Source organism: Zavarzinella formosa DSM 19928 (assembly GCF_000255705.1).
GTDB classification, from domain to species: Bacteria; Planctomycetota; Planctomycetia; order Gemmatales; family Gemmataceae; genus Zavarzinella; species Zavarzinella formosa.
In genome coordinates this window covers 971072-989350 of the sequence record NZ_JH636441.1, presented here as the reverse complement: position 1 = coordinate 989350, position 18279 = coordinate 971072, and the positions used below count along the sequence as shown (strand labels likewise).

Annotated in this window: 18 protein-coding genes; 6 read left to right on the top strand and 12 right to left on the bottom strand. The window is 57.7% G+C overall.

The genetic code is table 11. From position 1 onward, the window contains the following. Positions 1–14: 14 nt before the first annotated feature. Positions 15–455, top strand: coding sequence for a hypothetical protein (locus BGIM_RS65945; RefSeq protein ID WP_157369283.1), 441 nt, complete (start codon positions 15–17; stop codon positions 453–455). Here BGIM_RS65945 and BGIM_RS0120795 read toward each other — a convergent pair. Continuing rightward, positions 408–911 (bottom strand): TlpA family protein disulfide reductase, encoded by a 504-nt coding sequence (locus BGIM_RS0120795; RefSeq protein WP_020471663.1) that lies wholly within the window; start codon positions 909–911, stop codon positions 408–410. The two genes, BGIM_RS65945 and BGIM_RS0120795, sit on opposite strands and share 48 nt — an antisense overlap. 105 nt (positions 912–1016) lie before the next feature. Next, a complete protein-coding gene (locus tag BGIM_RS0120790; protein WP_020471662.1) occupies positions 1017–1649 on the bottom strand; it encodes a histidine phosphatase family protein in 633 nt (210 codons plus the stop codon). 163 nt (positions 1650–1812) lie between these two features. On the opposite strand from BGIM_RS0120790, the gene iscX reads away from it, so the two are divergent. Then, positions 1813–2028 carry a Fe-S cluster assembly protein IscX gene (iscX, locus tag BGIM_RS0120785; protein WP_020471661.1) on the top strand — a complete coding sequence of 72 codons (216 nt, stop codon included), beginning with the start codon at positions 1813–1815 and terminating at the stop codon, positions 2026–2028. A gap of 15 nt (positions 2029–2043) precedes the next feature. Here the strand turns inward: iscX and epsC are convergent, their stop codons facing one another. Beyond that, positions 2044–2988 carry a serine O-acetyltransferase EpsC gene (gene epsC, locus BGIM_RS51565; RefSeq protein ID WP_040889818.1) on the bottom strand — a complete coding sequence of 315 codons (945 nt, stop codon included), beginning with the start codon at positions 2986–2988 and terminating at the stop codon, positions 2044–2046. A 1158-nt stretch (positions 2989–4146) separates the two neighbouring features. Between epsC and BGIM_RS0120770 the strand changes: the two genes are divergently transcribed. The 4 genes from BGIM_RS0120770 to BGIM_RS0120755 all read left to right on the top strand — a co-directional run bounded on the left by BGIM_RS0120770 (position 4147) and on the right by BGIM_RS0120755 (position 8740). Continuing rightward, positions 4147–6168: a preprotein translocase subunit SecA gene (locus BGIM_RS0120770; RefSeq protein ID WP_020471658.1), complete on the top strand. Its 2022-nt coding sequence runs from the start codon at positions 4147–4149 to the stop codon at positions 6166–6168. A gap of 113 nt (positions 6169–6281) precedes the next feature. Then, positions 6282–7163 (top strand): SDR family oxidoreductase, encoded by an 882-nt coding sequence (locus BGIM_RS0120765; protein WP_020471657.1) that lies wholly within the window; start codon positions 6282–6284, stop codon positions 7161–7163. A 9-nt stretch (positions 7164–7172) separates the two neighbouring features. Then, positions 7173–8021 carry an amidohydrolase family protein gene (locus BGIM_RS0120760; RefSeq protein WP_020471656.1) on the top strand — a complete coding sequence of 283 codons (849 nt, stop codon included), beginning with the start codon at positions 7173–7175 and terminating at the stop codon, positions 8019–8021. Between the two features lie 146 nt (positions 8022–8167). Further along, entirely contained in the window at positions 8168–8740 is a 573-nt protein-coding gene (locus BGIM_RS0120755) for a hypothetical protein (protein ID WP_020471655.1), read from the top strand. A gap of 18 nt (positions 8741–8758) precedes the next feature. On the opposite strand, the gene BGIM_RS0120750 is transcribed toward BGIM_RS0120755, so the two are convergent. The 9 genes from BGIM_RS0120750 to BGIM_RS0120705 all read right to left on the bottom strand — a co-directional run bounded on the left by BGIM_RS0120750 (position 8759) and on the right by BGIM_RS0120705 (position 17892). Next, complete coding sequence (locus BGIM_RS0120750; protein WP_020471654.1) at positions 8759–9568, bottom strand: DUF481 domain-containing protein; 810 nt, start codon at positions 9566–9568, stop codon at positions 8759–8761. Between the two features lie 102 nt (positions 9569–9670). Then, the gene (locus tag BGIM_RS0120745; protein ID WP_029630229.1) at positions 9671–10330 is read right to left on the bottom strand and encodes an RraA family protein; all 660 of its coding nucleotides are present in this window, start codon (positions 10328–10330) and stop codon (positions 9671–9673) included. Positions 10331–10369: 39 nt separating this feature from the next. After that, entirely contained in the window at positions 10370–11545 is a 1176-nt protein-coding gene (locus BGIM_RS51560) for an FAD-binding oxidoreductase (RefSeq protein WP_020471652.1), read from the bottom strand. Between the two features lie 107 nt (positions 11546–11652). Beyond that, positions 11653–12579, bottom strand: a complete 927-nt coding sequence (locus BGIM_RS0120735) for a DUF1559 family PulG-like putative transporter (protein ID WP_020471651.1) — start codon at positions 12577–12579, stop codon at positions 11653–11655. A gap of 137 nt (positions 12580–12716) precedes the next feature. Beyond that, entirely contained in the window at positions 12717–13994 is a 1278-nt protein-coding gene (locus tag BGIM_RS0120730) for a hypothetical protein (RefSeq protein WP_157369281.1), read from the bottom strand. A 137-nt stretch (positions 13995–14131) separates the two neighbouring features. Continuing rightward, positions 14132–15466 carry a bifunctional folylpolyglutamate synthase/dihydrofolate synthase gene (locus tag BGIM_RS0120725; RefSeq protein ID WP_020471649.1) on the bottom strand — a complete coding sequence of 445 codons (1335 nt, stop codon included), beginning with the start codon at positions 15464–15466 and terminating at the stop codon, positions 14132–14134. 114 nt (positions 15467–15580) lie between these two features. Then, complete coding sequence (locus tag BGIM_RS0120720; RefSeq protein WP_020471648.1) at positions 15581–15841, bottom strand: SPOR domain-containing protein; 261 nt, start codon at positions 15839–15841, stop codon at positions 15581–15583. A gap of 141 nt (positions 15842–15982) precedes the next feature. Continuing rightward, entirely contained in the window at positions 15983–17110 is a 1128-nt protein-coding gene (locus BGIM_RS51555) for a S1C family serine protease (RefSeq protein WP_020471647.1), read from the bottom strand. A gap of 317 nt (positions 17111–17427) precedes the next feature. Then, positions 17428–17892 carry a TraR/DksA family transcriptional regulator gene (locus tag BGIM_RS0120705; RefSeq protein WP_020471645.1) on the bottom strand — a complete coding sequence of 155 codons (465 nt, stop codon included), beginning with the start codon at positions 17890–17892 and terminating at the stop codon, positions 17428–17430. Between the last annotated feature and the right edge of the window lie 387 nt (positions 17893–18279).

The following is an 18279-nucleotide window of genomic DNA, read 5'->3' as shown; positions in this document are numbered from 1 at the left end:
CCGGTGTTACCTTGGTGTTCGTCGCGGAAGTGTTTTTCTTGCCGCATTCGGCTCGCCAAAGCAATCACGCTCGCTGGCGTGGCTGGCTCATTTTCAGTGGGCCAAAAAAGCGTGGATTGTGCGAAAACAGGGTGGATTATGCCAAAATCATTTGGGCATATGTCGTTTTGCCGGGGATTTTGCGAGAGAGGTGTCCAGTTTATGTCCGGAAAATGACCGGTTTTGGGCGTAAAACGGCTCAAAAATGGTCAATGGAGGCCCTTTTCACCTTACTTCTGGTCGTTTTTGGGTTCGTTTTTTCAACAAATTTTGCGGTTTTCTGGAAATGCAAGAGCCTCGTCGCTCTCGCGATGAGGCTCTTTTCACGGTCATTGTTTCGCCGTGCTTTTAATGGCAAACAGGCAATTTCATGGCTGAGAATCCTGCAACAGATCCCGGATTTGCCGGTCCATTGAGGCAAAGTCCACCCGGCCGTCGTACCGCTCGATCATGCGGCCCTGTTGGTCAAACAAGAACATCAACGGCACACTGCTGGTTTTCCACTTAGAGGCCCAAAGGGCGACCGGGTCTTTCAAATGCACGTTCCGTGTCTCGGCCCGATATTGCGCGAGAAACTGCCGGGCGCCGGCCATCGCCTCGGTGTCGCCAGCTTGGTCAACACTCACAGTGATGACCAGTAGCCCTTGTTTGCCGTATTTCTTTTGAAGTTCGACCACATGGGGGATTTTTTCCCGGCACGGGCCGCAAAACATGCCCCACACGTCCACGAGAACTACCCGCCCCTTGGCGGCGTTCACTTCGGCCGTCAGTTCCTTGTAAGTCACTTCGTCGATCCGGATCGTTCCCGGCGGGGCCGCCATCATGACGCCCGCGGAAACAGCCACCAGACCCAATGCGAAAAGATGCCGCATCCTTGCGACCTTTCTTGCCAGGGAGATTCTGTCCGACAGATGGTAGCCGAGAATTGGGGAGAAAGAAAAGGGCAAATGGAACGGTGGCAAACGGGGAAACGTTGATCAGGTGGTGAGAGAACTGAGATGGCTGGTGTCCACCCCGCCGATCCACCAGCGGCCTTGGTTCCATTCCATCCGCACCAGTGAGGCATTCGGAATCGGCAACCCCATTCGCATGGCGTAAAAACGCCGCATGAGTTCGGCGGGCGATTTGATCCACCCGCTCATCGTCAGCAGCAACAGAACGCGAATGAATTGCTCATGGCTGAACGCCACCGTATCCCCGGACCATGACGCCGCCCGGTCCAAGAAATCGCGGCCACGTGTCAAAAACTCCACAAAGGTCTCGGCCTCGGGGCCGTCGCAATACTCGGGGTCCAGCTTCGACCAATAGGAATCGACCCACGGCTTCCGCTGGGCCAGAGACGTGTTGTCGAACCGGCCAACCTCCAGATAAGTGAATTCATGGATGTCAGCTTCTTCTGTCGGAATATCCGGGAAGCGTGCCAACATGGGTTCGGCCGTCTGCCGGGCGCGGGTATAGCGAGACAACACGATTCTGGCAGGCTGCGGGCAGACGCCGACGATGGCTTGGGCCTGCGAATGCCCCCGTTCGGTGAGCGGAATGGTCGAATAACCGGATGTCGCTTCGCCCGCATTGGACAAGCTTTCGCCATGTCGAAAAAGCCACAGCATGGGGTCCTCCGTCAAAGAATGTCTTCATTGAAGCAATTTTGGGTGGCATCGCCATCAACAAGAACACCAGAGAGTATTGTCGGCAAGACGCGAGAAACGGCCGGTGACGATCCTGTCAACCCGCTGGCGACGCATATATCACCCCTGACAAACCCAAGGGAAGATGCCGATGACCTGGCAGGATTATCGTGAGATCGGGGAGCAACTTTTCGAGCGGTACGACACGCTCAACCCGCTCACTGTGCGATTCACGGACATGCACAAGTGGATCATGGATCTGGAGGGTTTCGAGGGAAAGCCCGAGGGGTCCAACGAGAAAATCCTCGAAGCCATCCAGATGATTTGGTATGAGGAATGGAAAGAAGAATACGGGGAATGATCTCCCTTCTTCTCGTCAGATGAAATACATGAAACCATCAGGCGAACGATTCGGCGATTTCACCTTCAGTGAGGGCTTATCCAAAACCACCACGGTTTCCGGCGGGACGCTGTATGTCAGCCAGACGGAGGAGCCAATCACGGAACGCGTCCCGACGACCGTTCTGCCGCCGAGAATGGTGGCGTTCGCGTAAACGATCACATCATCTTCCAGTGTCGGATGGCGTTTGGTGCCGCGAACAAGTTCGCCGTCATCGTCTTTTTGGAAACTTAAAGCTCCAAGCGTCACGCCCTGATAAATCTTCACATTGTTGCCAATGTTGCATGTCTCCCCGATGACCACGCCCGTGCCGTGATCGATGAAGAAACCGTGGCCGATGGTCGCGCCGGGATGAATGTCGATGCCGGTCTTGGAGTGGGCCGACTCGGTCATCATTCGGGGAATGTACGGCACCCCGAGTTCCAGCAACACATGGGCCAGCCGGAAGATGGTGATGGCCTCCAGCCCCGGATAACAAAAAATGATCTCATGATGGCTGCGGGCCGCCGGGTCGCCTCGATAAGCGGCAGCCACGTCTTGATCGAGCGTGTCTCGAACCTGCGGCAGCCGTTTCAGGAATTCGACGGTTTTGGCTTGGGCCAATGCCTCATAGTCCACATGAGGGGACTCACGGCACATGTCATGGCGAAGGGCGCGGGCAATTTGCGTGGTGAGCTTGTCATGCAGCGAGTCGATCAAACTGCCAATGTAATATTCCACATTGCCAATGTGGAGTTTCTGCCGCCGGCCAAAACCCGGATAGATCACCTCGTAAAGATCGCTGACAATATCAACGACCCCGTCGCGGCTCGGCAGAGCCTCGTGCCCCAAATGGTTGATCCGGCTGCATTCGGTGTAACTTGCCACCAGGGCTTCGGTGATCTCGGGAAGTCCTTCCTTGATGCGCAGATCGGCCGCCATGTTCGCCTCTGTCAATGAGCCGGAACGTTCTTTCAACGATCCTACGAATGGGAAAAATCCCGGTCAACGGCCGGGACTATCCACCTATGTACTCTTCCTGATTCGGAGGCGAGTCTATCGGGAATTGATTCAAAACTTCGCAAACGGCATTTGCTTTTGTTTTGCGCACGTCATGCCATGAAAACAACCATCATTCGATGGCCGTTTGGCTAGGCCAGTCGGCACCATCAGAAATTTGAATCGTCCCAAGTATCGAAAAAGAAAGGCTTTTAGGCTTTTCCACTGCGGTCGGCCCAGCGGTCGGGGTCGTTTGGCACGGCAGTCGCTTTATTCTATTTCGGCGAGAGCCATTAATTCACCCGAATCGCACTGGCCATGGGAGAGGTGGTACAAGCGGTTCGGGTGATGTTTTTTAGCCTGTCATCCAACACTTCTGCAAATTTCCAAGCCAAACAACCACCATCAGTAATTTCATCATTCAGTCCAACACAGGGCAACTTACACTTTGCAATTTCGGATCAGCACTTCAGTAATCACCGAATATTCCCGACGACCACCGGATTAAGTGATTGCTACAAACCAACTCATCGCTGAAGGTGACGTACCACAATGCACATCGGCTCTGTGCTTGTCCACCACCATTCAAGAATTCAGTATTTGACCGATGGCTTGATGGCTCGGCATTGCCGTTAAATAAATCAGTCGCCTGCTAAAAATGCTCAAGAACAAGGCATCTAAAAAGACAGCTTGAAAGGGTTAGTTTGGAAAGTCAAAAAAAAACCAACCATAAGTCGCTTTAGTGCCACGACTTACGGTTGGGGGAGAGGTGGTGTCGCAGAAATTTCTTGAGTTGGCCCCGCAGTTGCTTTATTTGTTCTTCGGCGAGAGCCTGAGTCACCCGAATCAACTGACCATGGGAGAGGTGGTACAGCGGTTCGGGTGACTTCGTTTCTATAGGCAATTTGAACACCTCCACCCTTCTACGTCAAGTCTTAACCAACTGTATTTTCACTTTTTCGTGCCATTTATTGTCACAGCCGATATTTTCTTCAGTCATGTCATCACTTTGTTAATCTCAAAGCATTCCAGCGGCACGCGAAATTCGCCCGTTGCCGTATCATGGAGATAAACGCTTTTGCCCCCTCCCGAGAACCATCCGTGAGTGACATTGCCGTCGCCGAACGTCTGTTGGACTCCGTGGACCGCCCCGCGTGCCCGCCGAATCTGCCCTATTCCGGGCGGTTGGGCCTCATACCCTCCAACCAAGTCCGGTCGTATGTCGCCAAACCATCGGTCAAGCGACTGGCGAAGGCGGCATTACTGGTCCCGCTGATCCGGCAGTACGAGCAAAAATTTGGCAGCTTGACGGATGAGCAACTCAAGTCCGAGGCCAACAAACTTCGCGGCCGGTCCCGCGAAGGGGACATGAGCAAGCACTTCATGGCCGCCGGCTTCGGTCTGTGTTCGGTCGCTTGCTGGCGGGTGCTGGGGATGCGTCCTTACGACGTGCAACTGGCCGCCGGGGAGGTGATGTTCCAAGGGGCGTTGTGCGAACTCGCCACGGGGGAAGGGAAAACCCTGACGGCGACCCTGCCGGTGTTTCTCCGGTCACTGGCCGGCAAAGGGGTGCATGTCGCCACGGTGAACGATTATCTAGCCAAGCGTGACGCCGAATTGATGACCCCGGTTTACGAATACCTCGGGCTGACGGTCAGTTTCCTCCAGCAAAAGATGGAGGATGCGGAACGCAAGGACGCCTATCGGAAGGATGTCACCTACGGCACGGCCTCTGAATTCGGCTTTGACTTCCTGCGGGACCGCCTGAAAATGCGCGGCGGGCAGGTTGCCAGCACGCCGTTCTGGGGACCGTGGACATCAAAACCCGGTCAGGCACCCGCCGATCCTCGCGTCCAGCGAGACCACTTCTTTGCCCTCGTGGACGAGGCCGACAGTATTTTCATCGACGAAGCCCGCACACCGCTCATCATCAGTTCGCCGACTCGCGACGCCAAGCCGGAAGAATGCGTGATGTATTACTGGGCCGACGCGCTGGCCAAATCGATGAAACCCGGTGAACACTTCACACTTGACGTCCGGAAGGACAAGATCGAAGTGACAGAATCCGGCCGGGCGTTGACTCGCTATTCCAACCCGCCGAGCGGCCCGCATGCCCCGGCGATGGACAAGCTCATTGAGGCCATCGAAAAGGCCCTTCAGGCGAATTACCGTTTTGTGCTCGATCATCACTACATGATCCATGAAGACAAGATCGTCATCATCGACGAAAGCACCGGTCGGCCGATGCCCGACCGCCAATGGCGGGAGGGATTGCACCAAGCGGTGGAGGCCAAGGAACGCACGACCATTCATCTCGCCGCCGACCATGCCGCCTCAGTGACTTACCAAAGCTACTTCCGGCAATATGTGCGGTTGGCGGGCATGACCGGAACCATCGTGCAAAACAGCCCGGAAGTTCGCCGGGTGTTCAAACTGCGGGTTGTTCCGGTGCCCACCAACCGGCCAATCGTGCGGAAACTGCTGCCGGACCTGATCTTCCCGACCGAAGAGGCCAAGTTCGACGCCATCGTTGAAGATGTGAAGAAGATGCGGATCATCGGCCGTCCGGTGCTGATCGGCACCCGGTCCGTGGAAAAATCCGAGGCCATCTCCCGGCGGCTCACTTCATTGGGAATCACCCATCGGGTGCTGAACGCCAAACAGGACAAGGAAGAAGCTCTCATCATCTCCCAGGCCGGACAACCCGGCACGGTGACGGTGGCGACGAACATGGCCGGTCGCGGGACGGACATCAAACTCGGGCCGGGCGTGGCCGCCCTCGGCGGGTTGCATGTGATCGGGACGGAACGCCATGAGGCCATTCGGGTGGACCGCCAGATGCTTGGTCGCGCCGGCCGTCAGGGTGACCCCGGCAGCGGGCAGTTCTACTTGAGCCTGGAGGACAAACTTCTGGAAGCCCTCGGCACTCACTTCCATGAAAAACTGATCCTGCTTGGAAGATCGGGTGCCAAAAGGGACTGGAATCAGTTCCGGCCCTTGTTCGTGAAAGCCCAGCGTCGAACGGAGAAGAAGCATTACCGCCAACGTCTCGATCTGATGCACTACGAACGGCAACGCCGGGAACTCTTGGGAGATCTCGGGGCCGACCCGTTTGTGGATTGACCTTGTTCGTTGGCCGAAGCCCGCGACGGCACTAGAACAAACCGGACCCGAATTCACGGGCGTCGGGAAGGTTCCCGCCGTCCGACCGGACTCTCGCGGAAAGGCTTGCGGACATGATTCCGATTGATCTGAGTGGCAAGGTGGCTCTCGTCACCGGAGTGGGCGACAACGAAAGTTTCGCGTGGTTCATCGCCAAGGCCCTCAACGCGGCCGGGGCGAAGATTGTCCTGGCCAGTCACCCTCGCATGGTCGGCATCGTCGAGACCTTCCTGTCCCGTGACATGGACAAGGAGAGCCGCACTCTCTCCACGGGCGGCGAATTGAAGGTCGAAAAAGTGTTTGCGATGGACGCAAACTTCGACACGATGGCCGATGTGGACGAGAAGACTCGGGGCGACAAGCGCTGGAACAAGTACCCGATCTTCGCCATCAAGGAAGTAGTCGAGGCGGTCGGCCAAGAGTTCAGTGGCATTGATATCGTCATCCATTCGATGGCTTTCAGCCGCGACATCCTTAAGCCGCAAATTGAAACGAGCCGGTCGGCCTACTTGGAGGCCCTCGGTATCAGTGCCTTCTCATACACGTCGCTACTGCGATATGCCCGTCCGTTCATGGTGAGCCGCGGCGGCGGATCGGCAGTGGGGCTGACCTATATCGGCGGCTCTCGCGTTATTCCGCACTACGGCGGCGGCATGTCCACCGCCAAAGCTGCGCTCCAATTGGAAGCCGGGCATCTGGCGTGGTCGCTCGGGGAAGATAACATCCGCGTGAACCTGATCTCGGCCGGCCCATATTTGAGCCGGGCCATGAAGGCCATCAAGCCGGGCGAGGCCCACAAGATGGTTGAATACGCCGCGTCGCGATCCCCGTTGCGTCGTGCGATCACCCCCGAGGAAGTAGCCGACACGACCGCCTTCCTGTGCAGTCCGCTGGCGAGCGGCATCACCGGGCACACCCTGTACGTGGACGCCGGATACAACGTGATGGGCGGATAAGAGGCGTCCATGATCGACGCACACCTGCACGTCGTTCCCCCCAATCTGCCCGGTGTCGGGCCGCTGAGCGCCGGGTTGCGTGCCCACCCGGACAATGTGGCCCGCGTCGTCCGCGAGCAAATGCTGGCGGCGGGCGTCACCAAGGGGGCGGCGATGGGTTCATGGGATTCCCCGCCGGATGACCCGTTGGGTGTGAAACGCACGTTGCAGGTGGCCGAGCGATTGCCGGGACTGTTCGCCATCGGCGTCGCCGATCATCGCAAGACCGATCGCGAACATCTTCGGGGCGTTGATGCCCAACTGGCAGATCGCCGGATTGTGGCGTTAAAGGCTTATCTCGGTTACGTTTACGCCTATCCGAATGATCCCGGCTATCTGCCGTATTACGAACTTGCCCAGAAACACAAGATTCCCTTCTTCTTCCACACCGGAGATCCCTACTCCCCTTATGCCAAGTTGAAGTTTGCCATGCCCGTCCATGTGGACGAGGTGGCCGTTGACTTCCCGGATGTGAAGTTCGTGCTGGCCCACGTCGGCAATCCGTGGATGGTGGAAGCCGCCGAGGTCGTATACAAGAACATGAATGTCTGGGCCGATCTGAGCGGATTGTTGATTGGCGAAGAAGAGCAACTGCTCTCCGAAGAAGGCCGGGCCACGCGACAAGATGTGATTAACCGAGTCCGGGCGGCCATGCGATATGCCGAACGCCCGAACCGGTTCCTATACGGCAGCGACTGGCCGCTGGCTCCGATGAATGCCTACGCGGGCTTCGTGCGAGAGGCCGTTTTGCCGGAGTTTCACGAACAGGTTTTTGAAGGAAACGCCCGAATTCTCTTCGGCCCGCGACTCGGACAATAACCGGCCGATTGTGCCGCGTGCCTTTGCCAATTTCATTCAACCCACATCTCAGAGCGATTGACACCCGTTCGAGCGTCGGGGTATTCTAACGTATTCTTCAGGCACGGTTCCAACGGCCAAACAGTCTTCAACCGGAAAATCTCAACATGCCCATCTTGCTCAAATGCAGTTGCGGCCGGTCCCTTCGCGTGAAAGACGAGGCTGTCGGCCGACGGATCAAATGTCCCGATTGTGAAAGCGTGTTGACTGTTCCCAAGCCCGAGGAACCTGACGTGGTGGAGGATTTGGAAGTGGTGGAAGACTCTGAGGTGGAGCAAGCCGCGCCGCCGAAGAAGCCTGCCCCGCCACCGTTGCCCAAGAAAACCATCGCCATTGCGGAAGAAGCTCCGTCGGCCAAGCCTCGCAGCCGTTATGGCGACAGAGAGGATGAAGAGAAACCCTCGGCCAAACGCAAAAGCCGATACGACGACGATGAGGACGATGAACCCGAAAAGCCCCGAAAACCAAAGAAAAAGAAGAAACGCCCCGTCCAGCATGAGGAGCAAGGCCCCAATCCGCTGCGGACTATCCTCGGCGGGGTGGCGAGCATGGTCATTGCCGGCATCTGGTTCAGCCTTGCATTGGCCGCCGATCGGATTTACATCTGGCCACCAATCATGTTTGTCTTGGGATTGATCGCCATCTTTCGGGGGATTTGGGAATATCAACAAAACAGTTGACGAGCTTCCACAATCCGATCAGAACCGGAACAGAATTGTGGCGAAGTAATCAAGATCGTTGTACTTCGTTCCGATGCCCGGCCGGCTGTCGTACCGGTCCATCATGCCGAGGCGAAGCCAGAGATTGAGTTGCTGGTCCAAGAGGAAATCAAACGAGCCTCTGGCACGAATACGGTAATGTCCCCAATCGGTGATGTCCGGGTAATAGTCGGCCCCGAGAGTGAATTTGGTTTTGGCGGTGATGGTCCATTCGTAGTCGCCGCCAAAAATGCCTTCTGGCAGCCACCCGTCCGTGGGGCCGCCGTATTCCCGCGAAGCGCCGAACCCGAGCCGCACTTTCACAAGAGATGACGAATCTTTGAGGGCGACAATCGACAACCCGTTGTGAATGCCCAACCGAAAATCCACCAGCCGGAATTCGTCGTATTCAAGTTGTCCTTGCGTGAAATAGGCAAAGGTGTCGTCGTACATCAGTTCGTTTCGGAGCGTGAGCAACGCTTTATTTTCGCTGAGAGCGCCCCGCTGACGAGACAGTCCATACCAGCCATAACCGATCACCACATCGTCGGTGGTGTCATATTTGATGTCCCCCCCGAGCCGGAGTTTGAGAGTCTGGCTGTTCCCTTCACTGCCGTTCAATCCAAGTTCCAAGCCGCCGGACCACGGATTCGTCGGGGCGAAATCCATGCCGTTCATGATCCGGCCGTCCGGGTGGACGATCGGCCCGCCAACCGGGGTTGGCATGGCGAACGGCGACGCGGCCTGGGCGAACAGGTGGGCGGTCGAAACAAGCAAACCGACAAGTGCCCACAGGCCCGGATGACGCATACCGACCGACTCACGTTAGGAGGGGATCGTCGGCGGGCATAGCGGATAAATCCGAAAAGAAATAGTGGAGTTTGGCGGCCGGGAGGCCGAACTTCCCCGTCTTTACAGAACCCCGTATTTCTCAAAAGCATCCACCGCCTTCATCCCTTCCCGAATCGCATCGCGGACGACGTTCTCCGCGTGAACTTTCTCCCACGCCCGCCGGACGACGGCCGCCTCGACCGCTTGCGGCACGACCACCAAGCCATCTTCGTCGGCCACCACCAGATCGCCGGGGCAGAACCGGACGCCGCCGATTTCCACCGGCACATCCACATCAATCACTCGCTGACGGTCCTTGCTGTCGTAAATGATGGCCCCAAGCGCGTGGCACGGGAAACTCATCTGCCGCATTCGGCGAAGGTCGCGCACATATCCGTCCACGATCACGCCGATGCACCCGCTGTTGCGGGCTGCCGTGGAGAGGAGTTCCCCCCAAATGCCGGATCGCAAGGAACCGGAGGCGGCGGCGATAATCACATCGTCGGGCTGACAACCATCGACCGCCTTGAGTTCCAACTCATAAGGTTTCGGGTCAACATGAGCCATGTCGGCCCACAGCGTCGTCTTGCACCGGCCAACGAGCGTGCCGGGAACGGTGAGTTGTTGAAACGGCAGTCGGGGGGATTGGTTCGGATACCCCTCGGCATCAAGAGCGTCGCAAACGACGGCGCTGCCGAAAGATTCCCGCATCATGGCCAAGGTGATTTCAGATGGATTCATGGCTGGACCGGAGGTAGGTGGGAAGGATAAAGGGAGAGGTCAGATGCCCCCGACGAAACGGCCGGGGTTGAAGAGGTTTTGGGGGTCAAGGTTCTTCTTGACGGCCCGCATGAGTTCGAGATCGCCGGCAGGCCGGCCCCAAACACGGGCCAGTGTCTTCGCCGCTGTTGGGCAACGAAGCAGAACCAGGTTGCCACCGCATTCACCGGCGGCGGCTTGCAACCGCGGGACGGCTTCCACATCCGGCAAATGCCCAAACACGATGCCGTTGCCAAACAGGGCTTCAACAGGGCCAAGACCGCCGGCTCGTTTCACAAATTCCCAAGTCATGGCCGGGACGACATTTGCCTTGAACGTGACGGGGCTGGTTTCTAGAAGCGGAAAATCTCGTTGCGTCACCCGGTATTTTTCGGCCTCATGCGGCGGTAGAACGCCCAATCGGGAACGCAGAGAGTCCGGCAATTCCTCACGCAGTTGCTTCACCTGCCATGCCACCGACGGCGGGTTGTCTTCATAGCCCACGGTGAATTCGCGGTTTGGGCCGTCTGCTTTCAGAACCACCGCCACCGGCCGGGTGCGAGTCAGGCCGAGAATGGCGATCACAGTGGCGACATCCCCCTCCGGGCAGGGGAGCACCAGCCATTCGCCAGCCCCCGCCTTCGGTTTCACCTTCAGCGTGACTTGGGTGATGATCCCCAGCGTCCCCAGCGAGCCGGTGGCGAGTTTCATCAAATCATACCCGGCCACGTTTTTGACAACCCGGCCGCCAGCCTTGAATGTTTCCCCCTGATCATTCATCAAACTAATACCGATGACGTAATCCCGAAGCGTGCCATATCCGAACCGTCGTGGGCCACTGGCGTTGACGGCAATAGAACCGCCCAAGGTTGCCCGGTCCGGTAAGGGGACATCAACGGGAAGTTCTTGGTTTTCCTTCGCCAGAATGGCTTGTAGTTCCGCAATGCGGATGCCCGCTTGCACGGTGATCGTCATGTCACGGGCCGGATAATCGATGACCTGATTGAGGCCGGTGAGATCCACGGCCACGCCGGGTTTGGTCGGCGGGAGGCCGAATCCGGTCATCGTTTGACCGCCGACGGGGTAAACAGCCTGCCCGGCGGCATTGGCAGTTTGAATGATCGCGGAGAGTTCTTCCGCCGAGCCGGGGGAGAATTGTTTGAGGGGAATCAAACCGTCGATGCTGGATACGGCCACGAGGCAAACCTTCCGCAAGACATCATGCGAGAAGATTGTCTAGGGCATTTGCGGGAATGATCCAGCGGGAGAAAAGCCAAACTTCTCTCCCGCCGACCAATCAATTCTCACCAATCGCTTCCCAGCACGTTGCCGTCACGCGGATCGCACGCATTGGCCCACGTCGTCGGACTGATGCTGCTCCGAACCGTGCGAATGCTGCCATCGCCAAGCCCCACGTTCATCACCCCCGAATGCGGCGAGTTGCCCCCGCCGTTCACGCCCACGGCAGCCGGGATGGTCGGTTGGGCTTGGAACACCGGACAAGCCACATAGCCAACGGTTGCCTGGGGATTACAAATCTGGGGCTTCCACGGGTTGGCCGAGTTCGACCACAGGCTGGAATAGGGGCCGCCGCCTGTATTGCCGGAACCGTACTGTCCATACCGTTCACCGAACATCACCACATTGGAGGTGCCGTCTTGAAACGTCGATGGAATCATGGCGGCCCCTTCTTGGTTGCCGGACCCCGGATTCCCAAAAACCAGATAGTTGGCGGCATAGTTGGTGATGGCATGGGTGGCGTCCGGACCGGCCGGATTCCCGTAGCCACTTGTTGCTGAGGAATCCGAGGGGCAACGAAATGCCTTGATGACAATGCCATATCCCGCCTTGCCATTCACGGTGGCGCTTGAAGTGACGCCGCCCTGACTGATCACGGCTTGGTAGAAGCTGTCTTGCTCAATGAAGGGCAAAATGTGAAAGAAAAACGCCCCGGTTTTGTTTTGGTAGGGACCGGGATTGGAGGCGGCGCCATTCCATGCTTGGTTGGACGCCCCGGCCGGCGGCAGGACGCCCATCGTGTCGAAGCAATTGTGCGTCGCAATCCCCAATTGTTTGAGATTGTTGCTGCATGACATGCGGTTGGCGGCTTCGCGGATTTTTTGAACGGCTGGCAACAGCAGCCCGATCAAAATCGCAATGATGGCAATCACCACCAATAACTCAATCAACGTGAAGCCGCGACGTTTTGACTTGGGAAGGATGGAGACCATGAGAGATTCTTCTGAACAGGCGTGGAGAGACCAAGGGCGATCATTAACTATTGGTCTTCCAGATTCTCATAGTCAAGCAAGACATTCCGGGCGTCGACAACTCTCATTCACTACTCATTAAATCCGGGGCGAAATTCCTAGCGGCTGCCCAGTGTGCCCGCCAGCATCCCGTGGACTTCGGCCGAGGCCTTCACCACCAAGGCCATGCTCGGGGCATGGAAGGTGATTTCTCCTTTGCCGTCGCCGCCGGAACCCTTCCAGCTATTCGGGTCCACGCTGTTTTTGAGCATGTTTACAATTTCCTGAACATTCTGTTGTGCCTGCATCTGATCAATCACCGGCCCGAGCCGGGGCGACCCGCCGGGGATGGCCCCGGTTCCGGTGACGAGATCACCCAAATAGTACACCCGAGTTTCCATTGTCTGGGCGGCTTTTTCCCGTGTCACCACCTGAATGCGGCCATCTTTCACAATGTAAGTAAGGCCATAATTACCCAAGAGCGATTTCAAGGCGGTACGGCCTTGGATGGCTGCCGGGGTTTGATAGTTGGCTGCCGTGGAGGCATCGATTCCGGCCTCCGTCATGGTTTGCTTGTCCAGCGTGATCGGCTGTTTGAGGGCGGCGGATGCTTGTTTCAACGCTTCCATCAGCGTCATGTTTTTGAAGTCAAATTCCACCGGGGTCTTGAGCGAGGTCAACATGCTCTTCATCACCGGATCGAGCTTCGGCTTCCGCAGTTCGGTGATTTCCTTGAACCGCTTTTCATCGAATTCCAAGTCCTTCTTCGGGACAATGGACATGCGGTCCAGTTCAAGGGCCGCAAGCCGGTAAGATTCGGCCTGCTGGGCGTGGATGAGCCGGATTTCCTCAATGGTCTTGGTTTTCGTGAGCAGTCCCGGCATGGCGATGACGGTGGGGTTCGTCGGGTATTTCCCGGCGATGGCGTCCATTTCCTTTTGGGCTTGGGAAATTGCCCCGGCCTTGTACAAAGCCCCGATGGTGTCAATGCTGCGGCGAATCGCCTCGTCTTCGATCAGCCACGCCTTGCGTCGTTCAACCTCGGATGCCTTGAGCGGGTTGGCTGATTTTACCGTTATCTCGGGCCGTTTGCCGGCTTCCGCGAGACGGAGAGCGTCCGTGAGTTGGGCTCGCCATTCATCCGTTTTCTTTTTGGGAAGGACAGGATCATCCAGCAAACGCATGGCCTGCCGCAGCCGTTCGGCGGCCCGGACATTGCTTCCGGCCGCTTGAAGTTTCTGCGCTTCGGCCAAGGCGCTTTGGATAGAGATTTCCACCTTCTGCATGGCCACGGTCTGAAGCTTTTCCTGCTGCCGGATCAATTGATCCTGAGCGGGGCTGGCCGAGACAACCGCCCCGGCGACGATCCCGGCGGTGATGAAATGACGGAGACGCATGGCCGGTGATTCCTTCATACGGGGGAACTGTTTCTCACCCATACAACGTAACCGACCGGCGGGACGTTTGCTAGTGAATCCGAATGTCCGCAAGTTCTGAATCGGCCAAACGAATGGCCCGCTGGGCGTCACGTCCGTCAGGACTGGCAATCCCGGACCATCGTGGGCCGCAACTCACCCGCCAAAAACACCGAACCGGTGACCGCGAGGCCATCGGCCGGGGTGAGTTGCCTGCGGGCAAATTGCCAGGCCGCTTCCGGATCGGCATGGATGCGAACATCCGTGGCCCCGAGTTCCGCAAGCCATTCAGCCATCTGATTCGGATCGGCCGACCGGGGGTTGCTGACATATCGCGTCAAATGCCACGAGGCGACCACCGGAACAAGCTCGGCCAGCATCTCCCGAATCTGCTTGTCGTTCGAGGCGGCAAAGATCAAATGCCACCGGCCGTCGATGCGGTAGCTGGTCTGAAGCGTCTCGACGAGAACTTTCGTCGAGGCAACATTGTGGGCGCAATCCAACACAACGGTCGGTTGTTCGGCCAACCGTTCCTGCCGGGCGGGCCAGGAAACCGTGCGAAGCCCTTCCCGGATGGCGGTATCGGTGATGCCCAATCCCCTCACCCGTAACCTGTCCGCAGCCATCACGGCCCCGGAGGCATTGACCGCCTGATGGCTGCCGATCAATCCGATGGAAAACTCTCCTTGGATTCCGGGGGTTTCAATGGCCGTTCGCGGCAATTCGCCCGCCGTTCCGATTCGATATTGCGAGGAAAAATCACGCCCGTGCCGCCAGAGCGGGGCATGGGATTCTTTCGCAATCGCGGCAATCACGGCGGCCGCCTCTGGTTCGTCAGCCGTGGAGACGACGGGCACCTCCCGCTTGATGATGCCCCCTTTTTGGAAGGCGATTTCACCCAGCGTATGCCCGAGAATGGCGAGATGGTCGTAACTGATGTTGGTGATGATCGTCAGCAACGGTTCGCACACGTTGGTCGAGTCGAACCGCCCGCCGAGACCGACTTCGATGACGGCCATGTCCACACGCCGACAGTCGAAGTGCAGGAAACCAAGGGCGGTGATGACTTCAAAAAACGTGGGGCTTTGCGAATGATCGCCGAGGGCGTCCATCGCCCGCACGGCGACGGCCACTTCACCCATGCGGGCGGCCATCTCGGCCGGGGAGATCGGCACCCCATCCACCTGAACCCGTTCGGAAATATCCGCAAGGTGCGGCGATGTGAACAACCCCGTGCGATGGCCCGCTTTCCGCAGAATTCCGGCCAGCATGGCCGAGGTGGAACCCTTCCCCTTGGTCCCCGCCACATGGACACACCGGACTCTCCGGTGCGGGTCGCCAAGGCGGCGAAGGAGGGACCGCATGCGATCCAACTTCAGATCGCCGGGCCTGGGTTGCCGCCGTTCGTAGTCGATGCGCCCATACCAGAACGCGATGGCCTCGTCGTAGGTCATGGAGTCAGGTTATATGGATTGAACTGTGACCCAAAGATTCGCATTACGTGATGACTTGAGGTGTTTTTGGCGGCCGGAGAGTTTCCGGCCCCGCCAACCTGTGAGCGGCGAGTTTTACCAACCCACCACTTCTTCAACCCTTGCGTCGAAGCCGCGATGTTCCAACTCGCGGGCAACCCGGCGGGCCTCTTCTCGGTTCCAGAAGGAATGTCGCACTTCCCAATGGCGGCCCTGGCGTACCATCACTTGGAAGCGGATGTGTTCGTGGGTGCCATGCCCGGTCAGCGGGAAGGCCGATGCGGTGGAAGAGGTCAAGGTCATTCCACCCAAAAGGCCCGTGGTGACCAGAGCGGCGACAAGCAACTTGCGGAACATGATCGAACTCCTCTGTGTTTTTGTTTGAAGGGCTTATGGTTGTTGCCCTTCTGACAGAGGAATGTAGTTTTTCGGGTGAGTTGCGCGAACTTGAGCAGACTTGAAAGACCTCTCACCCGACACTCATTTTTAACGAACCCATCAGTTTTTGAGGCGTGTTTGGGCCTTGTTCCAATCCCCGACAACGGCCTCGATCATCGCCGGGCGGCGATCCCGCCACACGCGGAGTTTCACCTTTTGGCCAATGGGAAGCGCCGCAATCATGTTAATCAGGTGGTTCTCGTTGCGGATGGCCACGCCGTCCACTTCCAAGATCACATCGCTGTTCTTCAATCCGGCGATGGCGGCCGGCGTTTCCGGGTAAACCGATTCGACCAACGCTCCCTGAGCCTTGTCCAACCCCAACCGGATGGCTTCCGTGGCTTCGAGGGCTTGTGAGAGTTGAACGCCGAGGTAACCGCGGGAAACCGTTCCTTTGTCAATCAGTTGCCGGGCCACCCGTTTCACCATGTTCATCGGGATGGAGAAGGCCACGCCGCTATTGCTGCCGGAGTGGGAGGCGATGGCGGTGTTGATGCCGATCACTTCACCATCCATGTTCACCAGCGGGCCGCCGCTCGAACCGGGGTTGATCGCGGCATCCGTTTGCAGGAAATCCTTGATGCGGATGGTGCTTCCCAAACTCACCTGGCCCCGGTCGCGGGCCGAAATGATGCCGTGGGTGACGGTGCGATTCAATCCAAACGGCGATCCGAACGCCAGAACCCATTGTCCCTCGCGGACTTTGTCACTGTCGGCGAGGACGGCCGGAATGACTCCGTCGAGATCGATTTTCATGGCCGCAATGTCTGATTCCGGGTCAGTCCAGACTTGGGTGGGCCGGAAAACCCGATCGTCGGCCAGATGCACGGTGATTTGATTCGAGGCGGCCCCGGAAATCACATGGTTGTTTGTGATGACCAAAAAGCCGGGGATACCTTCGATTTTGACGATGACGCCGGAACCGGATTCCTCGGTCGGCTTGGTTTTGCCGGGGGCGGCGGGTTTGACCGCCTCGATCGAAACGACGCTTGGGGCCAGTTGCCGGATGACCGCTTCAAAGCGTTCACTGACTTGCTGGGGCGAGGCGAAGTTGGCTGTCACGGACGGGGGGGCCGGGCGTGTGGTCTGGGCTTGAATGGAAACGGGGGAATTGAGCATCATGCTTCCCGCCGTGCCGCCCGCGAACGCACAGCCGCCGAGCAGAAAAGTCTTCCAGTATGAGTTCATCACCGGTGTTCCGTCAGGGTGCGAATGGTGGTGTGTGAAACGTCGGAAGAACGGAACGGGGACTTCGCAATCGTCGGGAGTAAATCAGGGTGTCAAAGGCGAAGACCCGTTCCGTCCGTCCGGCATGGGCGGGAAACCGTTGTCGGTCTTCGCCCACCAGAACTTTAAGGAATGTTGTCAAGTGGTGCGCGCCGTCGCCATCGTTTCGTCTGGAATAACGGGCAAGTTGGCGCGTCATAAAACGCATAAAGCCCGCGTTCGGCGCTCCGAATCGCGGGCTTGTTCTGGGAAGACGGGTTATCCGGCTTAAAAGGGCTTTACTTGCTGTAATCCATTTCCAGATCGGAGAGGCGAACTTCGCGGTCTTCGCCGGGTGTTCCATCCGTCAGCGACTCCCAATTCGCTCCCCGGCGCTCGGCCAGCCAGTTGGAATCCTGCTCGACTTCCCGCTGGCACTTGATGCACAACGTGCTGTACGGCAGAACATTCAGACGAGCGACAGGGATCTTCATCTGACATCCCTCGCACTGACCGTAAACACCCTTTTTGAGTTGGTTGATGGCCCGCTCAATCTGGGCAAGTTCACGGGATTCGAGTTCCGCGAGTTGGGAGGAGAGTTCTTCCCCGGCGCTGTCGAAGGCAGCGTCAGCCGGATCGCCACTCCCCGAGGAGTGTTTCACGTGGGCAAGGTCTTCCAAATCCGTTCCAAGCCGCTTGAGCAACTCGTCACGGCGGGTGGTCAGAGTCTTGTGTAATCGAAGGAGAGCGTCGTGTCTGGCCATGATGCACCACCTGTTTATCTGGTTATCCGGAAGGGCATCCCGGATTCGCCGGTTGGTTAAAAATGAGAATCAGTCCAAAAACATTCAACTTGCGGACTTGTCATCAGGAAGTTCGCATGCCTTCATGCAATCTTGATGCCGGGGATTGGAGATTTCCATGTCAGAAAAGGATTCTTCAATCTTGTCGTCATCACTGGGATGCCGTCCCAACCCATTCTTGCGTCAAGGCTTGGGGATTTTCCCCGAATTGCCCATCCGACGGACAACTAAAAAATTAACGGGTTCACCGGCGGGCTTGTGAAATTTATTCGGCCGAATGACCACTGTTCTTACATAGACCACCGCACAATCATCCAAAATTTAGTGGCTTTTCGTACAGTAAGTTGC

Excerpts from the sequence above, each read along its gene's own strand:
- BGIM_RS0120705 (WP_020471645.1), bottom strand. The coding sequence starts at position 17,892 with ATGGCCAGACACGACGCTCTCCTTCGATTACACAAGACTCTGACCACC.
- BGIM_RS0120725 (WP_020471649.1), bottom strand. The coding sequence starts at position 15,466 with ATGACCTACGACGAGGCCATCGCGTTCTGGTATGGGCGCATCGACTAC.
- BGIM_RS0120760 (WP_020471656.1), top strand. The coding sequence starts at position 7,173 with ATGATCGACGCACACCTGCACGTCGTTCCCCCCAATCTGCCCGGTGTC.
- BGIM_RS0120755 (WP_020471655.1), top strand. The coding sequence starts at position 8,168 with ATGCCCATCTTGCTCAAATGCAGTTGCGGCCGGTCCCTTCGCGTGAAA.
- BGIM_RS0120745 (WP_029630229.1), bottom strand. The coding sequence starts at position 10,330 with ATGAATCCATCTGAAATCACCTTGGCCATGATGCGGGAATCTTTCGGC.
- BGIM_RS0120750 (WP_020471654.1), bottom strand. The coding sequence starts at position 9,568 with ATGCGTCATCCGGGCCTGTGGGCACTTGTCGGTTTGCTTGTTTCGACC.
- BGIM_RS51555 (WP_020471647.1), bottom strand. The coding sequence starts at position 17,110 with ATGAACTCATACTGGAAGACTTTTCTGCTCGGCGGCTGTGCGTTCGCG.
- BGIM_RS0120765 (WP_020471657.1), top strand. The coding sequence starts at position 6,282 with ATGATTCCGATTGATCTGAGTGGCAAGGTGGCTCTCGTCACCGGAGTG.
- BGIM_RS0120795 (WP_020471663.1), bottom strand. The coding sequence starts at position 911 with ATGCGGCATCTTTTCGCATTGGGTCTGGTGGCTGTTTCCGCGGGCGTC.
- iscX (WP_020471661.1), top strand. The coding sequence starts at position 1,813 with ATGCCGATGACCTGGCAGGATTATCGTGAGATCGGGGAGCAACTTTTC.
- BGIM_RS0120790 (WP_020471662.1), bottom strand. The coding sequence starts at position 1,649 with ATGCTGTGGCTTTTTCGACATGGCGAAAGCTTGTCCAATGCGGGCGAA.
- BGIM_RS0120720 (WP_020471648.1), bottom strand. The coding sequence starts at position 15,841 with ATGTTCCGCAAGTTGCTTGTCGCCGCTCTGGTCACCACGGGCCTTTTG.
- BGIM_RS0120735 (WP_020471651.1), bottom strand. The coding sequence starts at position 12,579 with ATGGTCTCCATCCTTCCCAAGTCAAAACGTCGCGGCTTCACGTTGATT.
- BGIM_RS0120730 (WP_157369281.1), bottom strand. The coding sequence starts at position 13,994 with ATGCGTCTCCGTCATTTCATCACCGCCGGGATCGTCGCCGGGGCGGTT.
- epsC (WP_040889818.1), bottom strand. The coding sequence starts at position 2,988 with ATGGCGGCCGATCTGCGCATCAAGGAAGGACTTCCCGAGATCACCGAA.